General features: G+C 70.0%; 23 protein-coding genes. 11 read left to right on the top strand and 12 right to left on the bottom strand.

Going from position 1 to position 19,780, the window contains the following annotated elements; genetic code table 11:
• Positions 1 to 44: 44 nt before the first annotated feature.
• Together OOK34_RS06790 and OOK34_RS06795 are read right to left on the bottom strand one after the other, a co-directional pair.
• The gene (locus OOK34_RS06790; RefSeq protein WP_267032962.1) at positions 45 to 896 is read right to left on the bottom strand and encodes a polysaccharide deacetylase family protein; all 852 of its coding nucleotides are present in this window, start codon (positions 894 to 896) and stop codon (positions 45 to 47) included.
• Between the two features lie 208 nt (positions 897 to 1,104).
• Complete coding sequence (locus tag OOK34_RS06795) at positions 1,105 to 2,700, bottom strand: MDR family MFS transporter (RefSeq protein WP_267032963.1); 1,596 nt, start codon at positions 2,698 to 2,700, stop codon at positions 1,105 to 1,107.
• Between the two features lie 144 nt (positions 2,701 to 2,844).
• Between OOK34_RS06795 and OOK34_RS06800 the strand changes: the two genes are divergently transcribed.
• Entirely contained in the window at positions 2,845 to 3,450 is a 606-nt protein-coding gene (locus OOK34_RS06800; RefSeq protein ID WP_267032964.1) for a TetR/AcrR family transcriptional regulator, read from the top strand.
• Between the two features lie 28 nt (positions 3,451 to 3,478).
• Here OOK34_RS06800 and OOK34_RS06805 read toward each other — a convergent pair whose 3' ends face one another.
• From OOK34_RS06805 to OOK34_RS06815, 3 genes are all read right to left on the bottom strand, one after another.
• Positions 3,479 to 3,721, bottom strand: a complete 243-nt coding sequence (locus OOK34_RS06805; RefSeq protein ID WP_267032965.1) for a hypothetical protein — start codon at positions 3,719 to 3,721, stop codon at positions 3,479 to 3,481.
• Between the two features lie 16 nt (positions 3,722 to 3,737).
• Positions 3,738 to 4,052, bottom strand: a complete 315-nt coding sequence (locus OOK34_RS06810) for an antibiotic biosynthesis monooxygenase family protein (protein ID WP_267032966.1) — start codon at positions 4,050 to 4,052, stop codon at positions 3,738 to 3,740.
• 113 nt (positions 4,053 to 4,165) lie between these two features.
• Entirely contained in the window at positions 4,166 to 4,687 is a 522-nt protein-coding gene (locus tag OOK34_RS06815) for a hypothetical protein (RefSeq protein WP_267032967.1), read from the bottom strand.
• 196 nt (positions 4,688 to 4,883) lie between these two features.
• On the opposite strand from OOK34_RS06815, the gene ctaD reads away from it, so the two are divergent.
• Positions 4,884 to 6,524 carry a cytochrome c oxidase subunit I gene (gene ctaD, locus OOK34_RS06820; RefSeq protein ID WP_267032968.1) on the top strand — a complete coding sequence of 547 codons (1,641 nt, stop codon included), beginning with the start codon at positions 4,884 to 4,886 and terminating at the stop codon, positions 6,522 to 6,524.
• Positions 6,514 to 6,903 carry a cytochrome c oxidase subunit 4 gene (locus tag OOK34_RS06825; RefSeq protein ID WP_267032969.1) on the top strand — a complete coding sequence of 130 codons (390 nt, stop codon included), beginning with the start codon at positions 6,514 to 6,516 and terminating at the stop codon, positions 6,901 to 6,903. The genes ctaD and OOK34_RS06825 overlap by 11 nt, the downstream gene beginning before the upstream one ends.
• A 1-nt stretch (position 6,904) precedes the next feature.
• Here OOK34_RS06825 and OOK34_RS06830 read toward each other — a convergent pair whose 3' ends face one another.
• Both OOK34_RS06830 and OOK34_RS06835 read right to left on the bottom strand, forming a co-directional pair.
• Positions 6,905 to 8,488: a ubiquinol-cytochrome c reductase cytochrome b subunit gene (locus OOK34_RS06830; RefSeq protein ID WP_267036651.1), complete on the bottom strand. Its 1,584-nt coding sequence runs from the start codon at positions 8,486 to 8,488 to the stop codon at positions 6,905 to 6,907.
• Positions 8,489 to 8,649: 161 nt separating this feature from the next.
• A complete protein-coding gene (locus tag OOK34_RS06835) occupies positions 8,650 to 9,054 on the bottom strand; it encodes a nuclear transport factor 2 family protein (RefSeq protein WP_267032970.1) in 405 nt (134 codons plus the stop codon).
• A gap of 97 nt (positions 9,055 to 9,151) precedes the next feature.
• Between OOK34_RS06835 and OOK34_RS06840 the strand changes: the two genes are divergently transcribed.
• Positions 9,152 to 9,700 (top strand): TetR/AcrR family transcriptional regulator, encoded by a 549-nt coding sequence (locus tag OOK34_RS06840; protein ID WP_267032971.1) that lies wholly within the window; start codon positions 9,152 to 9,154, stop codon positions 9,698 to 9,700.
• Here the strand turns inward: OOK34_RS06840 and OOK34_RS06845 are convergent.
• Positions 9,690 to 9,983, bottom strand: coding sequence for a hypothetical protein (locus tag OOK34_RS06845; protein ID WP_267032972.1), 294 nt, complete (start codon positions 9,981 to 9,983; stop codon positions 9,690 to 9,692). The genes OOK34_RS06840 and OOK34_RS06845 overlap by 11 nt on opposite strands.
• Before the next feature lie 175 nt (positions 9,984 to 10,158).
• Here OOK34_RS06845 and OOK34_RS06850 point away from each other — a divergent pair, with 175 nt between their 5' ends.
• From OOK34_RS06850 to OOK34_RS06875, 6 genes are all read left to right on the top strand, one after another.
• On the top strand, positions 10,159 to 11,994 hold the full coding sequence (locus tag OOK34_RS06850) for a polymorphic toxin-type HINT domain-containing protein (protein WP_267032973.1): 1,836 nt from the start codon (positions 10,159 to 10,161) through the stop codon (positions 11,992 to 11,994).
• The gene (locus OOK34_RS06855; RefSeq protein ID WP_267032974.1) at positions 11,991 to 12,398 is read left to right on the top strand and encodes a DUF6188 family protein; all 408 of its coding nucleotides are present in this window, start codon (positions 11,991 to 11,993) and stop codon (positions 12,396 to 12,398) included. The genes OOK34_RS06850 and OOK34_RS06855 overlap by 4 nt, the downstream gene beginning before the upstream one ends.
• Before the next feature lie 203 nt (positions 12,399 to 12,601).
• Complete coding sequence (locus tag OOK34_RS06860) at positions 12,602 to 13,030, top strand: hypothetical protein (protein ID WP_267032975.1); 429 nt, start codon at positions 12,602 to 12,604, stop codon at positions 13,028 to 13,030.
• A 10-nt stretch (positions 13,031 to 13,040) separates the two neighbouring features.
• Complete coding sequence (locus tag OOK34_RS06865) at positions 13,041 to 14,360, top strand: hypothetical protein (protein WP_267032976.1); 1,320 nt, start codon at positions 13,041 to 13,043, stop codon at positions 14,358 to 14,360.
• A gap of 41 nt (positions 14,361 to 14,401) precedes the next feature.
• The gene (locus OOK34_RS06870; RefSeq protein ID WP_267032977.1) at positions 14,402 to 14,899 is read left to right on the top strand and encodes a hypothetical protein; all 498 of its coding nucleotides are present in this window, start codon (positions 14,402 to 14,404) and stop codon (positions 14,897 to 14,899) included.
• Between the two features lie 2 nt (positions 14,900 to 14,901).
• Positions 14,902 to 15,366, top strand: coding sequence for a hypothetical protein (locus tag OOK34_RS06875; RefSeq protein WP_267032978.1), 465 nt, complete (start codon positions 14,902 to 14,904; stop codon positions 15,364 to 15,366).
• A gap of 13 nt (positions 15,367 to 15,379) precedes the next feature.
• Here OOK34_RS06875 and OOK34_RS06880 read toward each other — a convergent pair whose 3' ends face one another.
• The 4 genes from OOK34_RS06880 to OOK34_RS06895 all read right to left on the bottom strand — a co-directional run bounded on the left by OOK34_RS06880 (position 15,380) and on the right by OOK34_RS06895 (position 18,674).
• The gene (locus tag OOK34_RS06880; protein WP_267032979.1) at positions 15,380 to 16,027 is read right to left on the bottom strand and encodes a hypothetical protein; all 648 of its coding nucleotides are present in this window, start codon (positions 16,025 to 16,027) and stop codon (positions 15,380 to 15,382) included.
• Between the two features lie 51 nt (positions 16,028 to 16,078).
• Positions 16,079 to 18,058, bottom strand: a complete 1,980-nt coding sequence (locus tag OOK34_RS06885; protein WP_267032980.1) for a hypothetical protein — start codon at positions 18,056 to 18,058, stop codon at positions 16,079 to 16,081.
• A gap of 133 nt (positions 18,059 to 18,191) precedes the next feature.
• Positions 18,192 to 18,440 carry a hypothetical protein gene (locus OOK34_RS06890; RefSeq protein WP_267032981.1) on the bottom strand — a complete coding sequence of 83 codons (249 nt, stop codon included), beginning with the start codon at positions 18,438 to 18,440 and terminating at the stop codon, positions 18,192 to 18,194.
• A gap of 3 nt (positions 18,441 to 18,443) precedes the next feature.
• Positions 18,444 to 18,674 (bottom strand): hypothetical protein, encoded by a 231-nt coding sequence (locus OOK34_RS06895; protein ID WP_267032982.1) that lies wholly within the window; start codon positions 18,672 to 18,674, stop codon positions 18,444 to 18,446.
• A 249-nt stretch (positions 18,675 to 18,923) separates the two neighbouring features.
• Between OOK34_RS06895 and OOK34_RS06900 the strand changes: the two genes are divergently transcribed.
• Entirely contained in the window at positions 18,924 to 19,775 is an 852-nt protein-coding gene (locus OOK34_RS06900; RefSeq protein ID WP_267032983.1) for a Scr1 family TA system antitoxin-like transcriptional regulator, read from the top strand.
• The last annotated feature ends 5 nt before the right edge of the window (positions 19,776 to 19,780 follow it).

The following is a 19,780-nucleotide window of genomic DNA, read 5'->3' on the forward strand; positions in this document are numbered from 1 at the left end:
GGGCCGGCGGGCCGACCCTCACCCGTTCGCCGCCCGGCGGCGTGTCAGGAGGCGGTGCGTACGGGGAAGCCGGTGGGCCGGCCCTGCTCCCGCAGCCAGGCCAGCACCTGGTCGAGGGCCTCGACGGTCTGCTGGCGGTTGCCGCCGCCGTCGTGGAAGAGGACGGTGGGGCCGTTGCCGATCTCGCGCTTCACGGCGTCGACGATGGCGGCGACCCCGGGCTTGCCGAAGTCCTTGGTGTCGACGTTCCAGCCGAGCGGGCGCATGCCGTGGGCGGCGGCGATCCGCCGGCTGTCGGGGGTGAAGGCCCCGCCCGGGGCCCGGTAGTACTCGACCTTCACACCGGCGCCGGCCGCTTCCTCGATCAGCTTCTTCGCGTCGAGGATCTGCGCCTCCTGGTAGGCGACGGGCTTCTTGTCCATGGACGTGTCGTGGTCCATGGAGTGGTCGCAGAGCCGGTGGCCGGCCGCGACCACCTTCTTGACCAGGTCCGGGTGGGCCTTGGCCTGCGGGCCGATCATGCAGAAGGTGGCCTTCACCTCGTACTTGGCCAGCGTGGCGAGGACCTGCGGGGTCCAGCGGGGGTCGGGGCCGTCGTCGATGGTGATGTTGACGGCGTTGCCGCCGGCCTCCGAGGCGTGGGCGATGCTGTCGGGCACTCCTGCCGGCTGTGCCCCGGGGCCGGTCCCGGTGCCGGTGCTGGGGCCGGTGCTCGGCTTGCTCCCGCCCGCACGGTCGTCCGTACCGGTCGGACCCGAGGGGTTCTCGTGCCGGGGGGTGCGGCCGTCGCCCGTGGCCACCAGGGTCGTCACGCCCCAGATGGTGGCGGCCACGGCCACGGCCGAGGCGCCGACGGCTATCCGCCCTCGGAGGCTGTGCTTCTGCGTGTGCGTCATGTGTCCACTCCCCATCCGGCCTTGCGAGGGTCCTGTGGGTCATGACGCCTTCACACCTGGCGGGGTTCCGCTGAATTGCCCCATAAATTCCAGGTAATAAGGAGTTTGGGCCTCAATAACCTCAGATGTCACATCCGTTGGGCGGCAACGAAAAAGGCGGGTGCGGCCCGGGAGAACCCGGGCCGCACCCGCCTCGACGGTGACGGACTCAGTGCGCGAGCGAGTCCTGCGGAGCCTGCGCCCGCGCCCCCTCGGCGGGCTCGCCGCCGGCCGGGGCCGGACCCGCGCCCCGCAGCGGGACCTCCTTGACGAACCAGGCGAGCGCGAAGCCCAGTACGGCGATCGCCGCGCCCAGCAGGAACGCCGAGTGCGTACCGGAGGCCACCGCGTGCTGGTAGGCGTCGCGCACGGCCTCGGGCAGCTTGGCCAGGCTCGCCGCGTCCAGCTGGGCGGAGCCGGCGGCCTGCGCGGCCTGCGGGCCGAGCCGCTCGGACATGGTGTCCGTGACCCGGGTGGTGAAGAGGGAGCCCATCAGGGCGACGCCGAAGGAGCCGCCGAGGGTGCGGAAGAGGGTGGCCGAGGAGGAGGCGACCCCCATGTCCTTCATCTCGACGCTGTTCTGCGCGACCAGCATGGTGATCTGCATCAGGAAGCCGAGACCGGCGCCGAGGACGGCCATGTACACGCCGGAGACCAGGCGGGTGGTGCCGGTGTCCATCGTCGCGAGCAGGAACAGCCCGACGACCATCAGCGCGCCGCCGACGATCGGGAAGATCTTGTACTTGCCGCTGCTGGTGGTGATCCGGCCCGCGATGAGGGAGACGGCCATCATCGAGAGCAGCATGGGCAGGAGCAGCAGGCCCGAGTTGGTGGCCGAGGCGCCCTGGACCGCCTGCTGGAAGAGCGGGAGGTAGAGCACGCCGCCGAACATGGCGAAGCCGACGAGGAAACCGATCACCGACATGAGGGTGAAGTTGCGGCTGCGGAAGATGTGCAGCGGCATGACCGGCTCGGCGGCCTTGGTCTCCGCGTAGAGGAACGCGGCGGTGGACAGGACGCCGACGGCGATCAGGCCGATGATCTCTGCGGAGCCCCAGGCGTACTCGGTGCCGCCCCAGGTCGTCACGAGGACGGTCGAGGTGATGGCGACGGTCAGCAGGGCCGCGCCGAGGTAGTCGATACTTCGCCGTTCCCCTTGTCCTGTCTTCTTGGGAAGGTGCAAGACCGCCGTGACCATCGCGAGGGCGACGGCGCCGAGCGGGAGGTTGATGTAGAAGGACCAGCGCCAGCCCATGTGGTCGGTGATGGTGCCGCCGACCAGCGGGCCGCCGATCATGGCGAGGGCCATCACGCCGGCCATCATGCCCTGGTACTTGCCGCGTTCGCGGGGCGGGATCAGGTCGCCGATGATCGCCATGACGCCGACCATCAGACCGCCGGCGCCCAGGCCCTGGATGGCGCGGAAGCCGATCAGCTGGCCCATGTCCTGGGCCATGCCGCTGAGCACGGAGCCGACGAGGAAGATGACGATCGAGGTGAGGAAGGAACCCTTCCGCCCGTACATGTCACCGATCTTGCCCCAGATGGGCGTCGAGGCGGCGGTGGCCAGGGTGTAGGCGGTGACCACCCAGGAGAGGTGCTCGAGGCCGCCGAGCTCGCCGACGATGGTCGGCATCGCGGTGCCGATGATCATGTTGTCGAGCATGGCCAGCAGCATGGCGATCATGAGGGCCATGAGGACGACGCGGACGCTGCGCGGCTTCACCTCCCCGGCGGTGTCGGCCTGCTTCAGCGTCTCGCTCATGTCCGTCCCACTCCCCTGCCACCGGCACTTCTCGCCGCTCTTCCGGCGTGCCCGGCACTTACTTGTCGCCCGGCTAGTTCACTACACTGGGGAAGGTAGACCCGTAACTAGCCGGGCGTCAAGTAAGTTCCTTTGGGGAGAATCATGTCCAGCACCTCCAGCGGCGGCAGTGGCGGCAGCACTCCGCAGCCCCGGCGCGGCAACACGCGCCAGCGCATCCAGGACGTCGCGCTGGAGCTCTTCGCCGAGCAGGGGTACGAGAAGACCTCGCTGCGGGAGATCGCGGAGCGGCTGGAGGTCACGAAGGCGGCGCTGTACTACCACTTCAAGACCAAGGAAGACATCATCATCAGCGTCTTCGACGACGTGACGCGGCCGATCGACGAGCTGATCGAGTGGGCGCAGGAACAGCCGAGGACGCTGGAGACCAAGCGGGAAGTGCTGCGGCGCTACAGCGAGGCGATGGCGGCGGGCGCGCAGCTGTACCGCTTCATGCAGGAGAACCAGGCCACGATGCGGGAGCTGAGCATCGGGGAGACGGTCAAGCGGCGGCTGTTCACGCTGGTGGAGCTGCTGCGCACGGATGAGGGCCCGCTGACGGACCAGGTGCGGTGCGTGAGCGCCCTGTTCACGCTGCACGCGGGGATGATGTTCCTCCAGCACGTGGAGGGGGATCCGGAGGAGACCCGGATGGCGGCCCTGGAGGTCGCGACGGACCTGATCACCCGGGCCCACCACGGGGAGGCGTAACCGGCCTCCGGGGCCGGCCGCGTACGGGTCAGGCTTCGTCCGCCGGGGGCGCGGAGGGCTCCGCAGGAGCGCTGCGGGCACGGCGGATCGCGGGGAGGCCGACGCCGAGGGCGCTGCCCACGGCCATCCCGAGGGCCAGGCCGAGGCCGATGTTGTCGAAGACCAGGAGCCCGAGCGCGATGCCCGCGGACATGCCGATCGACAGGCCTGTCGCCATGCTCGAACCGGCCGCGCCGGCGGGCTGCGCTTCGGGGTCTTTCTCGTGTGCCATGCGGACATTGTGTCAGCTACACGTCGATCGCCACGGCCAGCCCGAACGCCCCGCTGTGCATGTCCTCACACAAGGCCCGGCAGGCGCCGATGAGTTCGGTGAACTCGGGCTTGGCCTGCCAGTCCGCCATGGCCTGTGCGCTCAGCCAGCGGGAGAAGGAGACGTAGTGGCGGGGTTCGTTGAGGTCGCGGATCAGCCGGGCGTGCAGGAAGCCTTCGGCGGCCCCCTTGGTCCAGGTCAGGAACTCCGTCCAGCGCTTGACGAATTCCTCCTCCTCGCCTGCGCGCACCTGCCAGTCGCCGGAAGCCCAGTACTTGATCGTCTCGGACATCGCACACCACCTCGGGAGTCGGCCCCCTCCACCAGATTAGGCCCGGGGAGCACTCGATGGAGGGGTTTGGCCCGAGATTCACCACCCTCCGTCACCTTTTCCGCTACGTTGCGTCATATCCGCCGGCGGCGGGCGTAGGCGAAGGTGAGGATGGCGACCAGCGGGCCCCAGGCCAGCATCGGGGCGTAGCAGAGGTCCATGACCAGGCCCGCCGCGCCCTGGGGGAACTCGGGGTTGTCCAGCGGGCCTCCCGGCACCAGGGTGAGCGCCGCGCACAGGGCCGTCACCGCGACGGCGCCCATCGCGGCGGGTACGACCACCGCGCGCGGCGGGATGCGGCGCCCGCCGAGGCGCGGGACCCAGTGCGGGACCCGCTCACCCCAGGGCCGTACCAGGGCCAGGGTCAGACAGGCGGCCGCCTGCGAGGCCACGGACAGGATCAGCACGTAGACCGTGATCGCCGTGCCCGTGTACAGGGAACCGAGGCGGCCGGTGAAGCCGACGTCGACGCCGAAGGCGAGCAGGAGCCGCCACACGCACGAGGGCACCGTGCACAGCACGGTCGCCCAGGCCGCACGGACCGCCCAGCGAGGGGCAAGGTCAAGGGTGTTCGAGGGGAGAAGGCCACTCGTCATCGCGGGCTCCGGCGGGGTGGGGTGGTGTACCGACCGTCCGACGATGTCACCGCCCGCCGGACGGCGGCATCGTCCGGTCGGCGGGGTCTGCTCCCCCGTGCGGGGGAGGGTCTGCGGCGCGGCGTCCCGGTGGCGGGGTGGGGAGGCTGTAGGGGAAGGGGGTGCAGGCTCGGCGGCGAGGCCCTCTGGAGGACCGATGACAGCGGTGGACCACGAGGCCCGGACCGAGCGGCGGGTACGGCAGGGCTCCACCGTGCTGCGGTGGCTGACGACCACCGACCACAAGGTCATCGGCAACCTCTACCTGGTGACGGCCTTCGCCTTCTTCCTCTTCGCCGGTGCGCTCGCGCTGCTCATGCGGGCCGAACTCGCCCGCCCGGGGCTCCAGATCATCTCGAACCAGCAGTACAACGAGGCGTTCACCATCCACGCCACGATCATGATGCTGCTGTTCGCGACGCCGACCTTCACCGGTTTCGCCAACGCGGTGATGCCCTTGCAGATCGGCGCGCCGGACGTGGCCTTCCCGCGGCTGAACGCCTTCACCTACTGGGTCTACCTGTTCGGCGGCCTCATGGTGGTCTCCGGGTTCCTGACCGCCGACGGGGCGGCGGCCTTCGGGTGGTTCGCCTACGCGCCGCTGAACGGGGCCGTGTACTCCCCCGGGACGGGTCCCGACCTGTGGGCGATGGGGCTGGCCGTGGCGGGGCTGAGCACGATCCTGGGCGCGGTCAACTTCATCACCACGATCATCTGTCTGCGCGCCCCGGGCATGACGCTGTTCCGGATGCCGATCTTCACCTGGAACGTGCTGTTCACGTCGATCCTCGCGCTGCTGGCCTTCCCGGTGTTCACGGCCGCCCTGCTGTGCCTGGAGGCGGACCGGAAGTTCGGTTCGCACGTCTTCGACCCGGCGAACGGGGGCGCGCTGCTGTGGCAGCACCTCTTCTGGTTCTTCGGGCATCCGGAGGTCTACATCGTGGCCCTGCCGTTCTTCGGCGTGGTCAGCGAGATCCTGCCGGTCTTCAGCCGGAAGCCGATGTTCGGCTACGTGTCCCTGATCGGTGCCACGATCGCCATCACCGGCCTGTCGGCGACGGTGTGGGCCCACCACATGTTCGCCACGGGCGCCGTCCTGCTGCCGTTCTTCTCCCTCCTGTCCTTCCTGATCGCCGTACCGACGGGGGTGAAGTTCTTCAACTGGATCGGGACGATGTGGAAGGGCTCGCTCTCCTTCGAGACCCCGATGCTGTGGTCCATCGGCTTCCTCGTCACCTTCCTGCTCGGCGGCCTGACCGGGGTGCTGATCGCCTCGCCCCCGCTGGACTTCCACCTGACCGACAGCTACTTCGTCGTCGCCCACCTCCACTACGTCCTCTTCGGCACCATCGTCTTCGCCACCTTCGGCGGCCTCTACTTCTGGTGGCCCAAGCTGACCGGGCGGATGCTGGACGAACGGCTCGGCAGGATCCACTTCTGGACCCTGTTCACCGGCTTCCAGATCACCTTCCTGGTCCAGCACTGGCTGGGCGAGGCGGGCATGCCCCGCCGGTACGCCGACTACCTCGCGGCCGACGGGTTCACCCTCCTCAACACGGTCTCCACGCTGGGGTCCTTCCTGCTGGGGCTGTCCACGCTGCCCTTCCTCCTGAACGTCTGGATCACCCACCAGTACGGGGAGCGGGTCACCGTCGACGACCCGTGGGGATGGGGCCGCTCGCTGGAGTGGGCGACCAGCTGCCCGCCGCCCCCGCACAACTTCCACTCCCTGCCCCGGATCCGCTCGGAATCCCCGGCGTTCGACCTTCACCACCCGGAGGTGCCCGTTGAAAGGTGAGGCCTGGCTCTTCACCGGTACGGCCCTGTTCTTCGGGGCCACCACCGTCGTCTACCGGTGGCTCTCCGACGAGCCGGCGGGAAGCGCCGCGCTCTGCGTGTCCTTCGTGATGTCGGGCCTCGTCGCCGCGTTCCTGTGGCGGCAGTACCGGCGGGGCGGGGAGCGCCCGGAGGACCGCGAGGGGGCCGAGGTGCGGGAGGCGGACGGGCGGCGGGTCTTCTTCCCCGGCCGCAGCTGCTACCCGGTGCTCGCGGCGGCCGGGAGCGCGCTGGTCGGCCTGGGCGTGGTGCAGGGGCTGTGGCTGAGCCTGATCGGCTTCGGTGTCCTGCTGCCGGGTGTCCTCGGCTTCGCCTTCCAGAACCTCGGCCACCCGGAGTAGTTCACGTCTCGTCCGGGGGCTGCGGCCGGTCCGGTCCCGCGAGGGTGGCGGCGATCTTCCGGCGCTGCCCGGGGGTCGTCGGGTAGGGGACGCCGTCCCGGTAGTACCAGCCGCTGATGGCCGACCGGGTCCGGTCCAGGAGCCGGCGCGGGAAGGAGCGGGTGGGGTCGCCGTCGTACTCCAGCGGCCGGGGCAGGTCCCGGGCCAGCATGGCGTAGCGCTCGCCGGGCGGGAGGGGTTCGTGCTGCGGGTGGAAGCCGCCTTCGGCGCTCTGCGCCACCAGGCCCGTCTCCTCCCCTTCCGCCAGCAGCCCCCGCTCGTGGGACTGGAGGGCCAGGCAGAGCCGCCTGGTCAGCCAGAAGACCGCCACCGGCACCGCGAAGAACGCGACGCGCAGCGTCCAGGTCAGCTCGGGCAGGGGCAGGGCGAAGACGAAGGCGAGGATGTCCTGGGCCCCGGCGAGGAGCAGGACCGCGTACCAGGACAGGGCCGCCGCGCCGAGCCCCGTACGGACGGGCCGGTCGCGGGGGCGGTCGCACAGGTGCCGCTCGCCGCTCGCGCCGGTGATCCAGCGCTCGAAGAAGGGGTAGGCGTACAGCACCGTGAAGAGCAGCCCGGGCATGAGTACGGCCGTCACCAGGGCGTTCCAGGCGATGGTGTGCCCCCACAGCCGGGTCTCCACCCCGGGCATCAGCCGCAGGGCGCCCTCCAGGAAGCCGATGTACCAGTCGGGCTGGGAGCCGTCGGATACCAGGTCCGTGCGGTAGGGGCCGTAGACCCAGATGGGATTGATCTGCGCGACGGCGGACAGGGCGGCCAGGACTCCGAAGACGGCCATGAACAGCCCGCCCGACTTGGCGAGGTACTGGGGGAAGAAGGGCAGGCCGACGGCGTTGCGGGCGGTCCGGCCGGGCCCCGCCCAATGGGTGTGCTTGAGGTGGAAGACGAGCAGGATGTGCACGGTGACCAGCCCCAGCAGCAGGCCGGGAACCAGCAGGATGTGCACGGGGTAGAGGCGGGAGACGATGTCCTCGCCGGGGAACTCGCCGCCGAAGGCGAAGAAGCTGAGGTAGGTGCCGACCACCGGGACCGACAGCATGACGCCCTGGGCGATCCGCAGTCCGGTGCCGGACAGCAGGTCGTCGGGGAGCGAGTAGCCGGCGAAGCCCTCCAGCAGGGCCAGCATGAAGAGGGTCACGCCGATCACCCAGTTCACCTCGCGGGGACGGCGGAAGGCGCCGGTGAAGAACACGCGCAGCATGTGCGCGCCGATGGCGGCGAGGAAGACGACCGCGGCCCAGTGGTGGATCTGGCGGATCAGCAGCCCGCCGCGCACGTCGAAGCTGATGTCCAGGGTGGAGCGGTAGGCCTGCGACATGAGCACGCCGCGCAGCGGCTCGTAGGAACCCTGATAGGGGGCTTCCCGCATCGACGGGTCGAAGAAGAGGGCCAGGTAGACCCCGGTCAGGAGCAGGACGACGAAGCTGTAGAGGGCCAGTTCGCCCAGCAGGAAGGACCAGTGGTCGGGGAAGACCTTGCGCATCACCCCCCGCGCCACCTCGGCCAGCGGCAGCCGCGCGTCCATGGCCTCGGCGCCCCGCACCACCCGTCCCCCGTGCTTCGGCCGCTTCACCGACACCGGCGTGCACCTCCTGTCCGCACCCTCGCCGCCGGGTCCGTACGTCGCCCGAAGCGCACGCCACGCTACCGAAACCGGTCAGGAGGGCACAGAACAGACACGGCCCCTCAGGGGCGGAGTCGCCGTTCGGACTCCTCGATGGGGACGTCGTTGATGCTGGCCTCGCGCCGGCGCATCAGGCCGTCGTCGTCGAACTCCCACTGCTCATTGCCGTGGCTGCGCCACCACTGGCCGCCCGCGTCGTGCCACTCGTACTCGAAGCGGACGGAGATGCGGTTGCCGGTGTACGCCCAGAGCTCCTTGCGCAGGCGGTAGTCGAGCTCGCGCTCCCATTTCTCGGCGAGGAAGGCGCGGATCTCGGCGCGGCCGGTGAGGAAGCGGTCGCGGTTGCGCCAGACGGAGTCCTGCGAGTAGGCGAGCGCGATCCGTTCGGGGTCGCGGGTGTTCCAGGCGTCCTCGGCGGCCTGCACCTTGGCGCGGGCGGTCTCCTCGGTGAACGGGGGCGTGAGCATGTGCCGTTCCTCTCCTATCGCATTTCAGAGAACGATCATTCTCAAAGTAGAGAACGATCGTTCTCGCCGCAAGGGATTCTGAACTACCCTTCACCCCATGGACGATGAAGAGGCCCGGACCCGGCTGCTGGACGCCGCGGAGGCGCTGTTCTACGCCGAGGGCGTCCAGGCCGTCGGCATGGACCGCATCCGCGCGGAGTCGGGCGTACCGCTGAAGCGCCTCTACCGGGTCTTCCCGGCGAAGGAGGCCCTGGTCGCCGCCTACCTCGAGCGGCGCGACGCCCGCTGGATCGGCAGCCTGCGGGAAGCGGTGACGGGAGCCCCGGAGCCGGTCGCGGCCGTCTTCGACTGGCTGGCGCGGTGGTTCTCGGAGCCGGACTTCCGGGGCTGCGCCTTCCTCAACACGTACGGGGAACTCGGCGCGGGCCCCGCCGCCGTACTGGACGTCGTCCGCCGCCACAAGGCCGAGCTGCGCTCCCTGCTGGGCACCCTGACCGACTCCCCCACCCTCGCGGACCAGCTCCTGATCCTGGCCGAGGGCGCCACGGCGGTAGCCGCCCTGACCCCCGGCCCGGAACCGGCCCTACGCGCCCGGGAGGCGGCTGCGGTGCTGCTGGCTCAGGCCCGAGGAGCGGTCACCACGTGAACAGCACTCCGCGCCAGGTCCATCCCGCGGTGAGGACCGTGTCCCGCAGGGGATCCTTCATGTCCCGGGAGTCGTAGCGGAACGTCTCGACCAGGCGCCGACGGCCGTCGGGGCCCTTCTGGAACTCCCACTGCCGGGCAATCCTGGTCGAACCCCCTCGGGCGTACTGCCTGCCGGAGTGCTCGTACGAGAGGTTGCCCCACTGCTCCTCGAGGGTGGGCAGGGGTTTGACGTCCCTGTCGGGGTACCTGGTGCCGGTCCACTTGTCCCAAAGGCGGCCCATCGTCAGCTCTCCGTCCCGGTGTCCGGGCGCATGCCCGCTCCCCCCAGAAGATGATCATGACCTGGGGTAACGCCCTACGGTAGGCCACGACCACGCGCCTTACGCGCGAGCAACAACGGTGGCTGTCGCCGCCAAGGGGAGACGCGGCCCCAGCGGGCCGCGTCGTAAGGAATGCATGTTTCAGCACGTCAAACAGAAAATCGTCGTACTCCTGACCGTCCTGTGCCTGACCGTGGGTGCGGGTGCCGGTACGGCCGCGGCTGCCGAGCCGGCCGAGCGCGAGCCCACGCTCCTGGAGATGGCGGCCAAGGTCTCGAAGTACGCGAACTGCAGGTCGCTGCCACTGCGCCAGCGACCACAGTGCGCCAAGGACTTCGCCCTCAAGTCCCTCAAGCTCAGCCTTGCCGTGGGCGCCTACCTCTACGTCTCGCAACCGGCGATGAAGGACAAGGGGGCGGCCTTCGCCGAGGTGAACAAGGAGCTGGGGACGCTCGCCGGTCAGCTCCAGCCCCTCCTGACGCAGGCGAACCAGGAGGCGAACCCCGAGCGGAGGAGGGAGATATTCAAACAGCTCGCCAAGACGTACAAGGCAGCCCGGCCTCACTTGGAAAAGTTCCGCGCCCAGCTGTTCAAGGCTTCGGAGCTTGCCGACGCGATCGGCGAGCCGTCCGCCGAGTTCACCACCCTCCTCTCCGTCTACATGGGGGACTACTTCCCCGAGCGGAAGCCGGTCGAGCCGGCGCCCGACGGTCCGAGCATCTTCGACGCGCTCGATGAGCTCAAGGGCATCGGCAAGGACATCGACCAGATCATCGCCGGCCTCGACCAGATGAACGAGGCGCTCGATGAGATGAACGGCATCATGGTCGAGGTCAACGAGAGCATCGACGGGATGAACAAGGGCCTGGCCCAGGCCAACCGGGGCATGGACCAGCTCAACAAGGGCGTGGCCCAGATGAACGAGGGCCTGGGGCAGGTGAACACGGCCGTGACCGGGTTCAACAAGGCTGCGGACGGCATCCTCTCGGTACCGGACTTCAAGTTCGACTTCTCCCACATCAACGAGCAGATCGGCGCGAACACCGTGCCGGCCGAGGTGCTCGCCGCCCAGGACCGCAAGATGGGCGCGCTGCTCAACCTGCTCCCCGGCATCGGCGACGGCAAGGGCGTCGTGGAAGCCCTCACCGGCAAGGACCTGGCCACCGGTGAGCACCTGAGCGCCACGGACCGCGCCCTGGGCGCGCTCGTCGTGCTGCGCTGGGTGAAGACCGGCGGCACGCTGACCGCCGAGGCCATCCGCGCCGCTCGCAAGGGCGAAAAGATCGCCGGGTGTTTCAACAGCTTCCCGGCCGGTACGCCGGTGCTGATGGGCGACGGGGCCACCCGCCCCATCGAGCAGATCAAGGCCGGCGACACCGTCCTCGCCACCGACCCGGCAACGGGCACCACCGGCCCACGCCCGGTCGACGCCACGATCCACACGCCCGACGACCTTGACTTCACCGGCATCACCGTCCGCCGGGAGGCAGGCCAAGGCCAAGGGTCCCTCACCGCCACCGACCACCACCCGTTCTGGTCGGAGAACCGCAAGCAGTGGACGGACGCGGCCGATCTCAACTCCGGCGACACCCTCCGCACCCCGGACGGCACCACCGTCGAGATCGACGAGGTCGTCCACTGGAAGGAACTCCAGGGCGCGTACAACCTCACGGTCAACGACCTGCACACCTACTATGTGCTCGCAGGCGCCACGCCGGTCCTGGTCCACAATTCCAACGGCTTGTGCAGCAGGCCGGGCGCCATCGCCAAGGCGACCGGGTATTCCGTGAAGCAGATCAAGGACGCCATTCACAAGGTCAAGGCCCAGGGAGGGTGGCGGGGAATCGGCGACAACAAGAACCCCGACATGCTCATCGATCCCAAGACCGGCGAAGTCCACCCTCAGATGCCCGATGGCAGTCCGGGTGAGAGCATCGGAAACATTTTCGACCACCTGCCGGAGCGGCCGTGATCGAGGAGCTTGGCGACCGCTGGCTCATCGGGTTGAGGGGCATCCCCGTACTGGCCGTCGATCGTACGCAGGGCGGGCCGGACCTCACGCTGACGCTCAGCGACGGCGTGGTGCTCACGGTCTCCGGATCCGTACTCCTTACCGAGGGGCCGTCAGCGGCTCCGGGGGCGGTGGTGCTTTCCGTTGAAGAGTCGAGCCGGCTTGTGGGTGCCACTGTCCTGTCGGCGGTCGCTTTCAAGTCGGGTCTTCTGCGCATGGTGTTCAGTACGGGCCATCACCTGAGCATTCGGGGAGCGGAGCCCGAGGAGACGGTTCGCCTTCAGAAGCCGGGAGTGTTCCGCTGGTCGTGCCACCAGGGGGTCGGCACCATGAAGATCTTCGGGTCGGAAGACTTCAAGCACTAGCGCACCACTCCCGGGAGAGCCGGGTCGGCAGTCGTGCACGTCACGACGGCCGGCCCGGCTCTCGGTTGTCGGCGCGGAGGCGGGCGGCTCCGTGCCGGGCGGTGTGCGGGAGGCGTGTGGATTGTCATGAGCCGGTAACGCTGCTTGGCTGGCCTGAAGTTGCCGCGCATATGATCGGATCCTTCCGACGGGGGAGACACGACATGGCAGGAAACACCGCCCAGGACCTGGTCGGCATGCGGCTGAATCACGTACCGCCGGAGCCCTCGGGGCCGCCGAGCGGTCTCGGCGGGCCCGGCGGTCTGGGCGGCCCCAGCGACTTCGCCTCGACGCCGGCCGAGAAGAAGGCCGCGGCCGGCACGATCGAGACCGAGCTGGAGCCGAACACCAAGAAGGCCGCGGTGCACGCGGACGACGCCACCAACACCGCCCAGAAGGGCTTCGAGGGCTGGGAGACGGCCGCCGGCCTGAAGAAGGTGGCGGACACCTGGGACCAGCAGGTCAAGAGCCTGATGGCCCGGCTATCGGCGGAGAAGACCGCCCTGCGCGGGGCTTCGGGGCTCTTCGTTCAGAACGACGTCGGCACGGGCAACCAGTTCCTGGCGTCCCAGTCGAAGCTCAACGACCTGTAGGGGCGGGCCGGTGCTGAACTACTACGAGGTCATGACCACGGACCTGGGCCTGCTGACGACGGCCGCCGGCAAGTGGGACGACATGGCGGGCGAGCTGAAGAAGGTCGAGACCCGCTACGGGGACTCCGTCCAGAAGATCACCATGGGGCAGAACTGGCAGGGCCTCAGCGCCGGAACCGCCCACACCAGCTTCGCGGCGACCCGCTACGAGTACTCCGCCGCGCAGATCCAGGCCAAGGCCATCGCGAGCCTGCTGCGCGAGGCGCACGAGAAGTTCACCGACCTCAAGAAGAAGCTCGAGAGCGCGCGCGACGACGCGATAGCCGCCGGCATGACCGTCTCCGAACAGGGGCGCGTCGCCTTCGACTACAGCAAGCTCACCCCGTCGGAACGCAGCGCCTACCACCACGACCCCGACGGCCAGAAGACGATCAGCGAAGCCGTCACCAAGTGGCAGCAGCACATCGACGACCGCGTGAAGGCCGTCACCGAGCTCGACCAGAACGTCAAGACCGCCCTCCAGGGCGCGGTTGTCGACAGCAACAAGGACGCCCTCGGCAAGGGCAACGACGAGACGCTCGACGGGTTCAACGCGGGCGCCCAGGGCGAGATCGCGAAGGCCCCCAAGCCCAGTGAGTCCGCGATCAGGACGAAGCCCGACGGCTACACCTTCACCGGGCCCGACGCCGGCTTCGGCCTCAGCGGTACGAAGTACGGCAAGGAGGGCTCGGCCAAGGCGTACGCCGAGCTCTTCCACTTCACCGCGAAGGGCGAGGCCACCAAGGGCGGCATCAACTTCTCCGGGATCGACGACTGGCACCTCGGAGCCAGGGCCCAGGCGAACTACGGACTCACCAACAAGGGCCTCAGCGGCAAGGCCGAGGTGTCGGCGGGCCTGCGCGCCCTGCTGGAGGGGCGCGCCCAGAAGGGTTACGGCGAGGTCTACGGGCGCGGCGAGATCTTCGTCGGCGGGGAGGCCGCGGCCACGCTCGGCGTGGGCAAGGACGGTTTCACCGCCGGCGCGAAGGCGTTCGCCGGGGAGAAGGTCGGCGTCGCCGGGGGCGGGGAGCTCGCCGGGCTCGGCGCCGGCGGGACGGCCGAGGCCTGGTACGGCGCGGGCGCCGAGGCCAAGGCCACCTTCGGCAAGGGCGAGGACGGCAAGTGGCACATCGGCGGCGAGGTGGGACTCGCCCTCGGGATCGGCGGATCGGTGGGCGCCGAGTTCACGGTCGACACCGAGAAGGTGGGCAAGGCCTTCGACGACGCGGCCGACGCGGTCGGCGACTTCGCCGGGGGCGTCAAGAACACCGTCGGCAGCTGGATCGACTGATGTACGTTTCCCATTCCGTTTGCGTGGAAGGAGGCCCGTAGATGCCCACGACACTGCCCGTGCCGATCGAATTCCGGCTGCCGGAGGGCTGGCGGGCGGCGCCGCCGGACGAGGTCGGCGCGCAGGACGTGGCGTTCGTCGCGCTGCATCCGGAGCCGGATGCCGGATTCACGGCGAACATCACCGTCGACGGCGAGTTCCTGGCCGAGGGGACGGCACTGGAGGAACTCGCCGACGCCTCGGTGGTGCGCGTGCGCGGGGCCTCCGAGTCGGTGGAGGTGGCCGGCCGCCGCCCGATCGGCTCGCCGGAGGCGCCCGGCCTGACGCAGCGGCTGGACGTGTCGGCCGTCGTCGGCGGCACGCTCCGCGACCTGGTCCAGCTCCAGGTCTACATGACCATCCTGGACGTCACCGACCCCCACAAGCGTGCGGTGATCCGGCTGATCCTGACGGCCACCGCCGCGCAGCACGACAGGGTGCTGGGCGACTTCCAGGCGTTCCTGCGCACGGTACGCCCGGACGCGGGGACGGGAGCATAGCCGTGGGCCGCCTCACGGACAGGTGGACCGGCACCAAGTACCCGCGCAGTGGCATCGCAGCGCGGCCCGCCCCGGAGGTCCGGGCTGCGCTCCTCGCGGTCAACGGCGCGGACGTGCGGTTCGTCGTGCGCGAGGGCACCCCGAAGGAAGGCGCGGACCTGGTGGCGGAGTTCGAATTCCCGCCGCTGGACCTGACCCTCAAGACCCGGATGCGCCTGAACCCCGCGGCGCACGAGGTGCGGGTCCTCGAGGAGCGGTGGGAGCCGACGGCCGAGGGGGCCCGTAGACAGTACGGCCGTGGGCCGGCGGACAAGGTGTACCGGCAGTGGGAGGTCAAACCCGGGGCGGACGGCCGCCGGCACAAGGCCGAGACGTTCCGCTTCAGCACTCAGGACATGAGGGGCCCCCTCCAGCGAGTAGTCCTGGGCTCGGGCTGGACCTGGCGCGGGGTGCTGCTGAAGCTCTGACCGGGAGGCCCCGTCAGCGGCAGTCGACCCCGTGCAGGGCCGGCATCACCGGATCGCCCGCGCGGCCGTGGATGTCCAGGGCGCCGTCTTCGTGGCCCCACGTCAGTTCGTAGAGCCCGGCGGCGATGGGGCGGCCGCCGTCGTCGACGATCCACGAACTGCTCTTGAAGGCCAGACCCACCCCCTTCACCGCGTACAGCTCGCCGCTGCCCGCCTTGAGGAACGAGGTCTCGCGCACCACGGCCCGGCAGCCGTCCGGCCCCGCCGGTTCGAGCACCCGGTAGTCGGCGCCGAGGTCCCCCAGCCCGCCGAGCCCGATCCCCAGCACGGCGGCGCCGGTCGGCAGTGCGAGCGCCGCCCACCGTGCGGCCTGGGCTCCGCGACCGGCCGCCGGTGCGGCGGGCGCCGCCGGGCGGCGGGACAGCGCGCGCATCCGGCGGAACACCCGGACGGCGACGGAGACGGCCAGCAGGAGCCCGGCGACGACCCAGTGCGGGACCACCCACCCGGGCACGACCAGGACCAGGTCGCTCCAGCCCGCCACGGCGGCGAGCACCGCGCAGAGGACGGCGACGAGGAACGGCCAGGAGCGCCGGGCAGCGCCGCCGTCCGCCCGTCGGAGTTCCGAACCTGCCGTCTGCTGAACCGTTTCCGCCATCATCCGGCCAGCGTAGGGCCCGACCGGACTCCCGGCCGGGCCCTCAGGCCGTGATCAGCGGTACATCAGGCGCAGCTTGCCCTGGTACGTCTGGAGGACGGGGTCGTCGGTGGCGACGGGGCCGCCGATCTGGGTGGCCCCGCTCCACGCGGTGCCGTCGTAGGAGGCCGAGTAGAGGCGGCCGCCGGTGCCGACGTGCAGGCAGTACATCCGGTTGTCGGACACCTCGATGGCGGGGCCGGCGGTCGTGCGCCAGTGGGAGGCGACGGAGCTGGGGGTCCAGGACCCGTTCTGCAGGCGGAACCACCCCAGGCTGTTGTCGGAGGCCCGGTAGACGACGTGGAGCACGCCCTTGTAGGAGACGGCGGTCGGCGCGCTGGGGGTCGTCGGCTTGAACATCCCGGCGAAGGAGCTGAGGACGGTGGAGTCGCTCCACTGGCCGTTCGCGTAGCTGTTGACGTGCATGGCCTGGTCCTGACCCCGGTGGACCAGGTAGATCCTCCCGTCGTGCCAGGTGAGGGCCGCGCCGGCGGTGGCGACGTAGTTCTTGACGCGCTGGTGGGCGGACCAGGTGGAGCCGTCGTACGTGCTCCACCACAGTTCGCCGGCGCCGCCGACGTGGACGCCGAGCAGGGTGTTGGCGTCGACCGGACACAGGGCCGGGCGCAGGTAGCCGCCGAAGCCCCGGATCTGGGTGGGCGTGGTCCAGGAAGAGGCGTTCTCGCTCGAGGTCCACAGCAGCTGGGTGCCGCCGCCCCGGATGAAGGTGACGTGGAGCTTGTCCTGGAAGGCTTCCACCGCGGGGGCGGTACGGCTGAGCGAGTTGGGCAGCTCGGTGGCCGAGCTCCAGCTGCCGTTGTTGAGGGTGCGCAGCTTCAGCGGCTCGGGCGGGAACACCGGGCCCTGCGGCATGACGACCTTCATGTACAGGTCGACGCTGTTGCTGCCGTTGCGGCCGCTGAAGTTGACGCGGTTGTGGTCCACCGAACGGCGGCTCATCTCGTACAGGCCGCGGGAGCTGTAGGCGATGTCGACCTCGCCGAAGAGGTCGTCCTCGTTGATCAGCCAGCCCAGGATCAGGTTGATCAGGTCCGAGATGAGTGCGACGAGGGAGAGGAAGGCGGAGGACGCGTTGTAGTCCTCGTTCTGGTCGATCAGCTTCTCGGACTTGTCGTAACACCAGCGGGAGATGTCGCGCAGCGCCTCGCGCAGCCGGTTGTAGAAGCCGCCGTCGCTGTCGTCGGCCTCCCAGCACTGGATGTTGCACATCAGGGTGTTCTTGATGGTGCCCCTGAAAACGTATGAGCCGGAGTCGAAGTACTTGGTGTCGCCCGAGCTGGTCGCGCCGTACTCGCGGGACTTGAAGTCGGGGTAGGCGGCGGTGTCGCTGCCGGCGCCCGAGGCCCAGTAGATCTCGGAGCGGCCGCCGCCCTGGTCGCCGACGCGCACGGCGTAGAACTTGTTGTACTCGACCCGGACGTCCAGCGGGGTGGGGTTGGTCGCCCAGGGGCCGATGTCCCCGTCGGCCAGGACCACGATCGAGCCGCCCCCGTACTCGAAGCGCGCGGCCGCGGCCTCCTCGGTGTCGATGCCCTCGTCCGGGCCGAGGGCGTCGGCGCGGACGGTACGGAACGTCGGCTGCGAGGTCAGCTCGGGGGCCAGGGCGGGGAGTTCGGCCGCGAGGTCCTCGTACGAGTAGCCCTCCGTCAGCGGGCGCCCGGTGACCGCCGCCGGGAAGATCTCGCCGGTGCCGCGTGCGGTGAGGTTGTCCCGGTAGAGGTGGCCGAACTCGGCGATCTCCGAGTCCGAGGACCCGGACAGCCGTAACAGGCCGATCAGGTTCTCTTCCAGGTCGGTCAGCTTCTGGTCCTGCTCCAGACGCGCGGCGGCCCGCAGCGTCATTCCGTAGAGGAACCCGGTCTGCGGGCTCAGCCGCAGGCGTCGCTCCATCCGGGAGTCGGATCGGGCGGTACCCGCGAGCTGTGCGCGCAGCCGCTCGAGACGGTCGGAGTGGGCAGCCAGAATGAAGGTCACGCGATCCCCTGCCTTCGCAGTACGTAAATACGCGGTCACGGAACGTGCGCCTGTCATCCTCCGTGCACCGCCCGGCCGATCGCCAGATCAGTTCCTGCCAACCGAGCCGGGGCACGCGTCCGGAACGGTTCCTTCACGGCCGGTGGGGCAGGGTGGCCCAGGCGCGAGTGCCGCCGCCGGGCTCCCGGGAGGGGCCGACGCCCCACTCGCCACCGTGGTCGCGGACCAGCGCGGTGAACACCCGGAGGGTGGCCCGGCGGCGGGCCTCGCAGAGCGCGGCGAGGCGGGGGTGCGTGTGGGCGGGGTGCCCGTCGTACACGATCAGCCGGAGCGCGTCGTCGCGGTAGCGCAGCGACAGATACAGCTCCCCGTACGGGTCCATCCGTCAGGCGGAGCCCATGAGTTCGGAGGCGGCCTGGACGGCGGTGGGCTCGAGGGGGTCGAGGGCGTAGGCGTGCAGCGCGGCCCGCACGGCCTGCCGCGCGATCCCCGCGGAGCGGGCGGAGGCGGGCAGGGTCATGCTGAGCCCCGGCGCGGCGGGCGGCGCGGCCGGCTGGTCCGGCACGACCGGGCAGGCGGAGGGCGGCATGGCGAACAGGTTGAGCGGGCTGAGCATCTTCGGCTCCCAAGTCGTCGACGGTGACGGCGGATTGGCGTTCGGAAGCTCGACGCGCACATGGGCCCACGCGGGCGGGGAGCGTGGCTCGTCGCCGAGGCCCGAGGCATGCTGCGGCGATGCACTTCAACTCCCCTGCGTGAGCTGTGCGTTACCGACTGTAGGGCAACATGTGATGCCTGCGCCATATGAATGGTGATGCCTGCGCCACCATTGGACCGGGCGGGCGGATCCATGCAGACTGCCCTCATGCCACCCAGGACGTCACCGACGTACCGCCAAGCCAGGCTCGGGGCCGAGCTGCGCAAGATGCGCCTCCACGCAGGCGTGACCGCCGAGTTCGCAGCCGGGCTGCTCGGCATTGACCGGGGAAAGATCCCCAACATCGAGTCGGGGGTCCGGACCCTGAGTCCGGAACGACTGCGCACCCTGGCCACCAACTACGGTTGCACGGACGAGGCTTACCTCACAGCCTTGGCGGCGATGGCGCAGCCCAGAACGCGCGGCTGGTGGGACCAGCACCGGGGCCAGCTGTCGTCGGGCATGCTCGACATCGCCGAACTCGAATGGCATGCAACGCGGTTGCACACCATACAGACCGTGCACATCCCCGGGCTGCTCCAGACCGAGGCGTACGCACGAGCCATCTTCAGCGCGGTCCTGCCGGAGCTGTCACGGCTGGAGGTCGAACTCCGGGTCTCCCACCGCCAGGAGCGCCGTCGCGTACTGGAGCGGGCACAACCGGTCCCGTATATCGGGTTCGTGCACGAAGCGGCCCTGCGCATGCACTTCGGCGGACGGCAGGCAGCCCGGGCGCAGCTTGAGCACTTGGGCGAGCAGAGCACGGCCGACCACATCACCATCCGGGTCATCCCGGTCTCCCAGGGCATCTTCCCCGGCGCCGGACACGCCCTGCTGTACGCCGAAGGGGTCGTCCCGCAGCTCGACACGGCACAGCTCGACTCCGCTCATGGGCCGGCGTTCATGCACGCGGAGGGCCAGCTGTCCAAGTACCGCAGCCACCTGGAGTGGATGGAAGCCAAGGCACTCGACGCCTCGGCCTCCCGAGACTTCATCCACCGCGTCCACAAGGAGTTGTGAAGACC

The organism is Streptomyces sp. NBC_00091 (assembly GCF_026343185.1).
Taxonomy (GTDB): domain Bacteria; phylum Actinomycetota; class Actinomycetes; order Streptomycetales; family Streptomycetaceae; genus Streptomyces.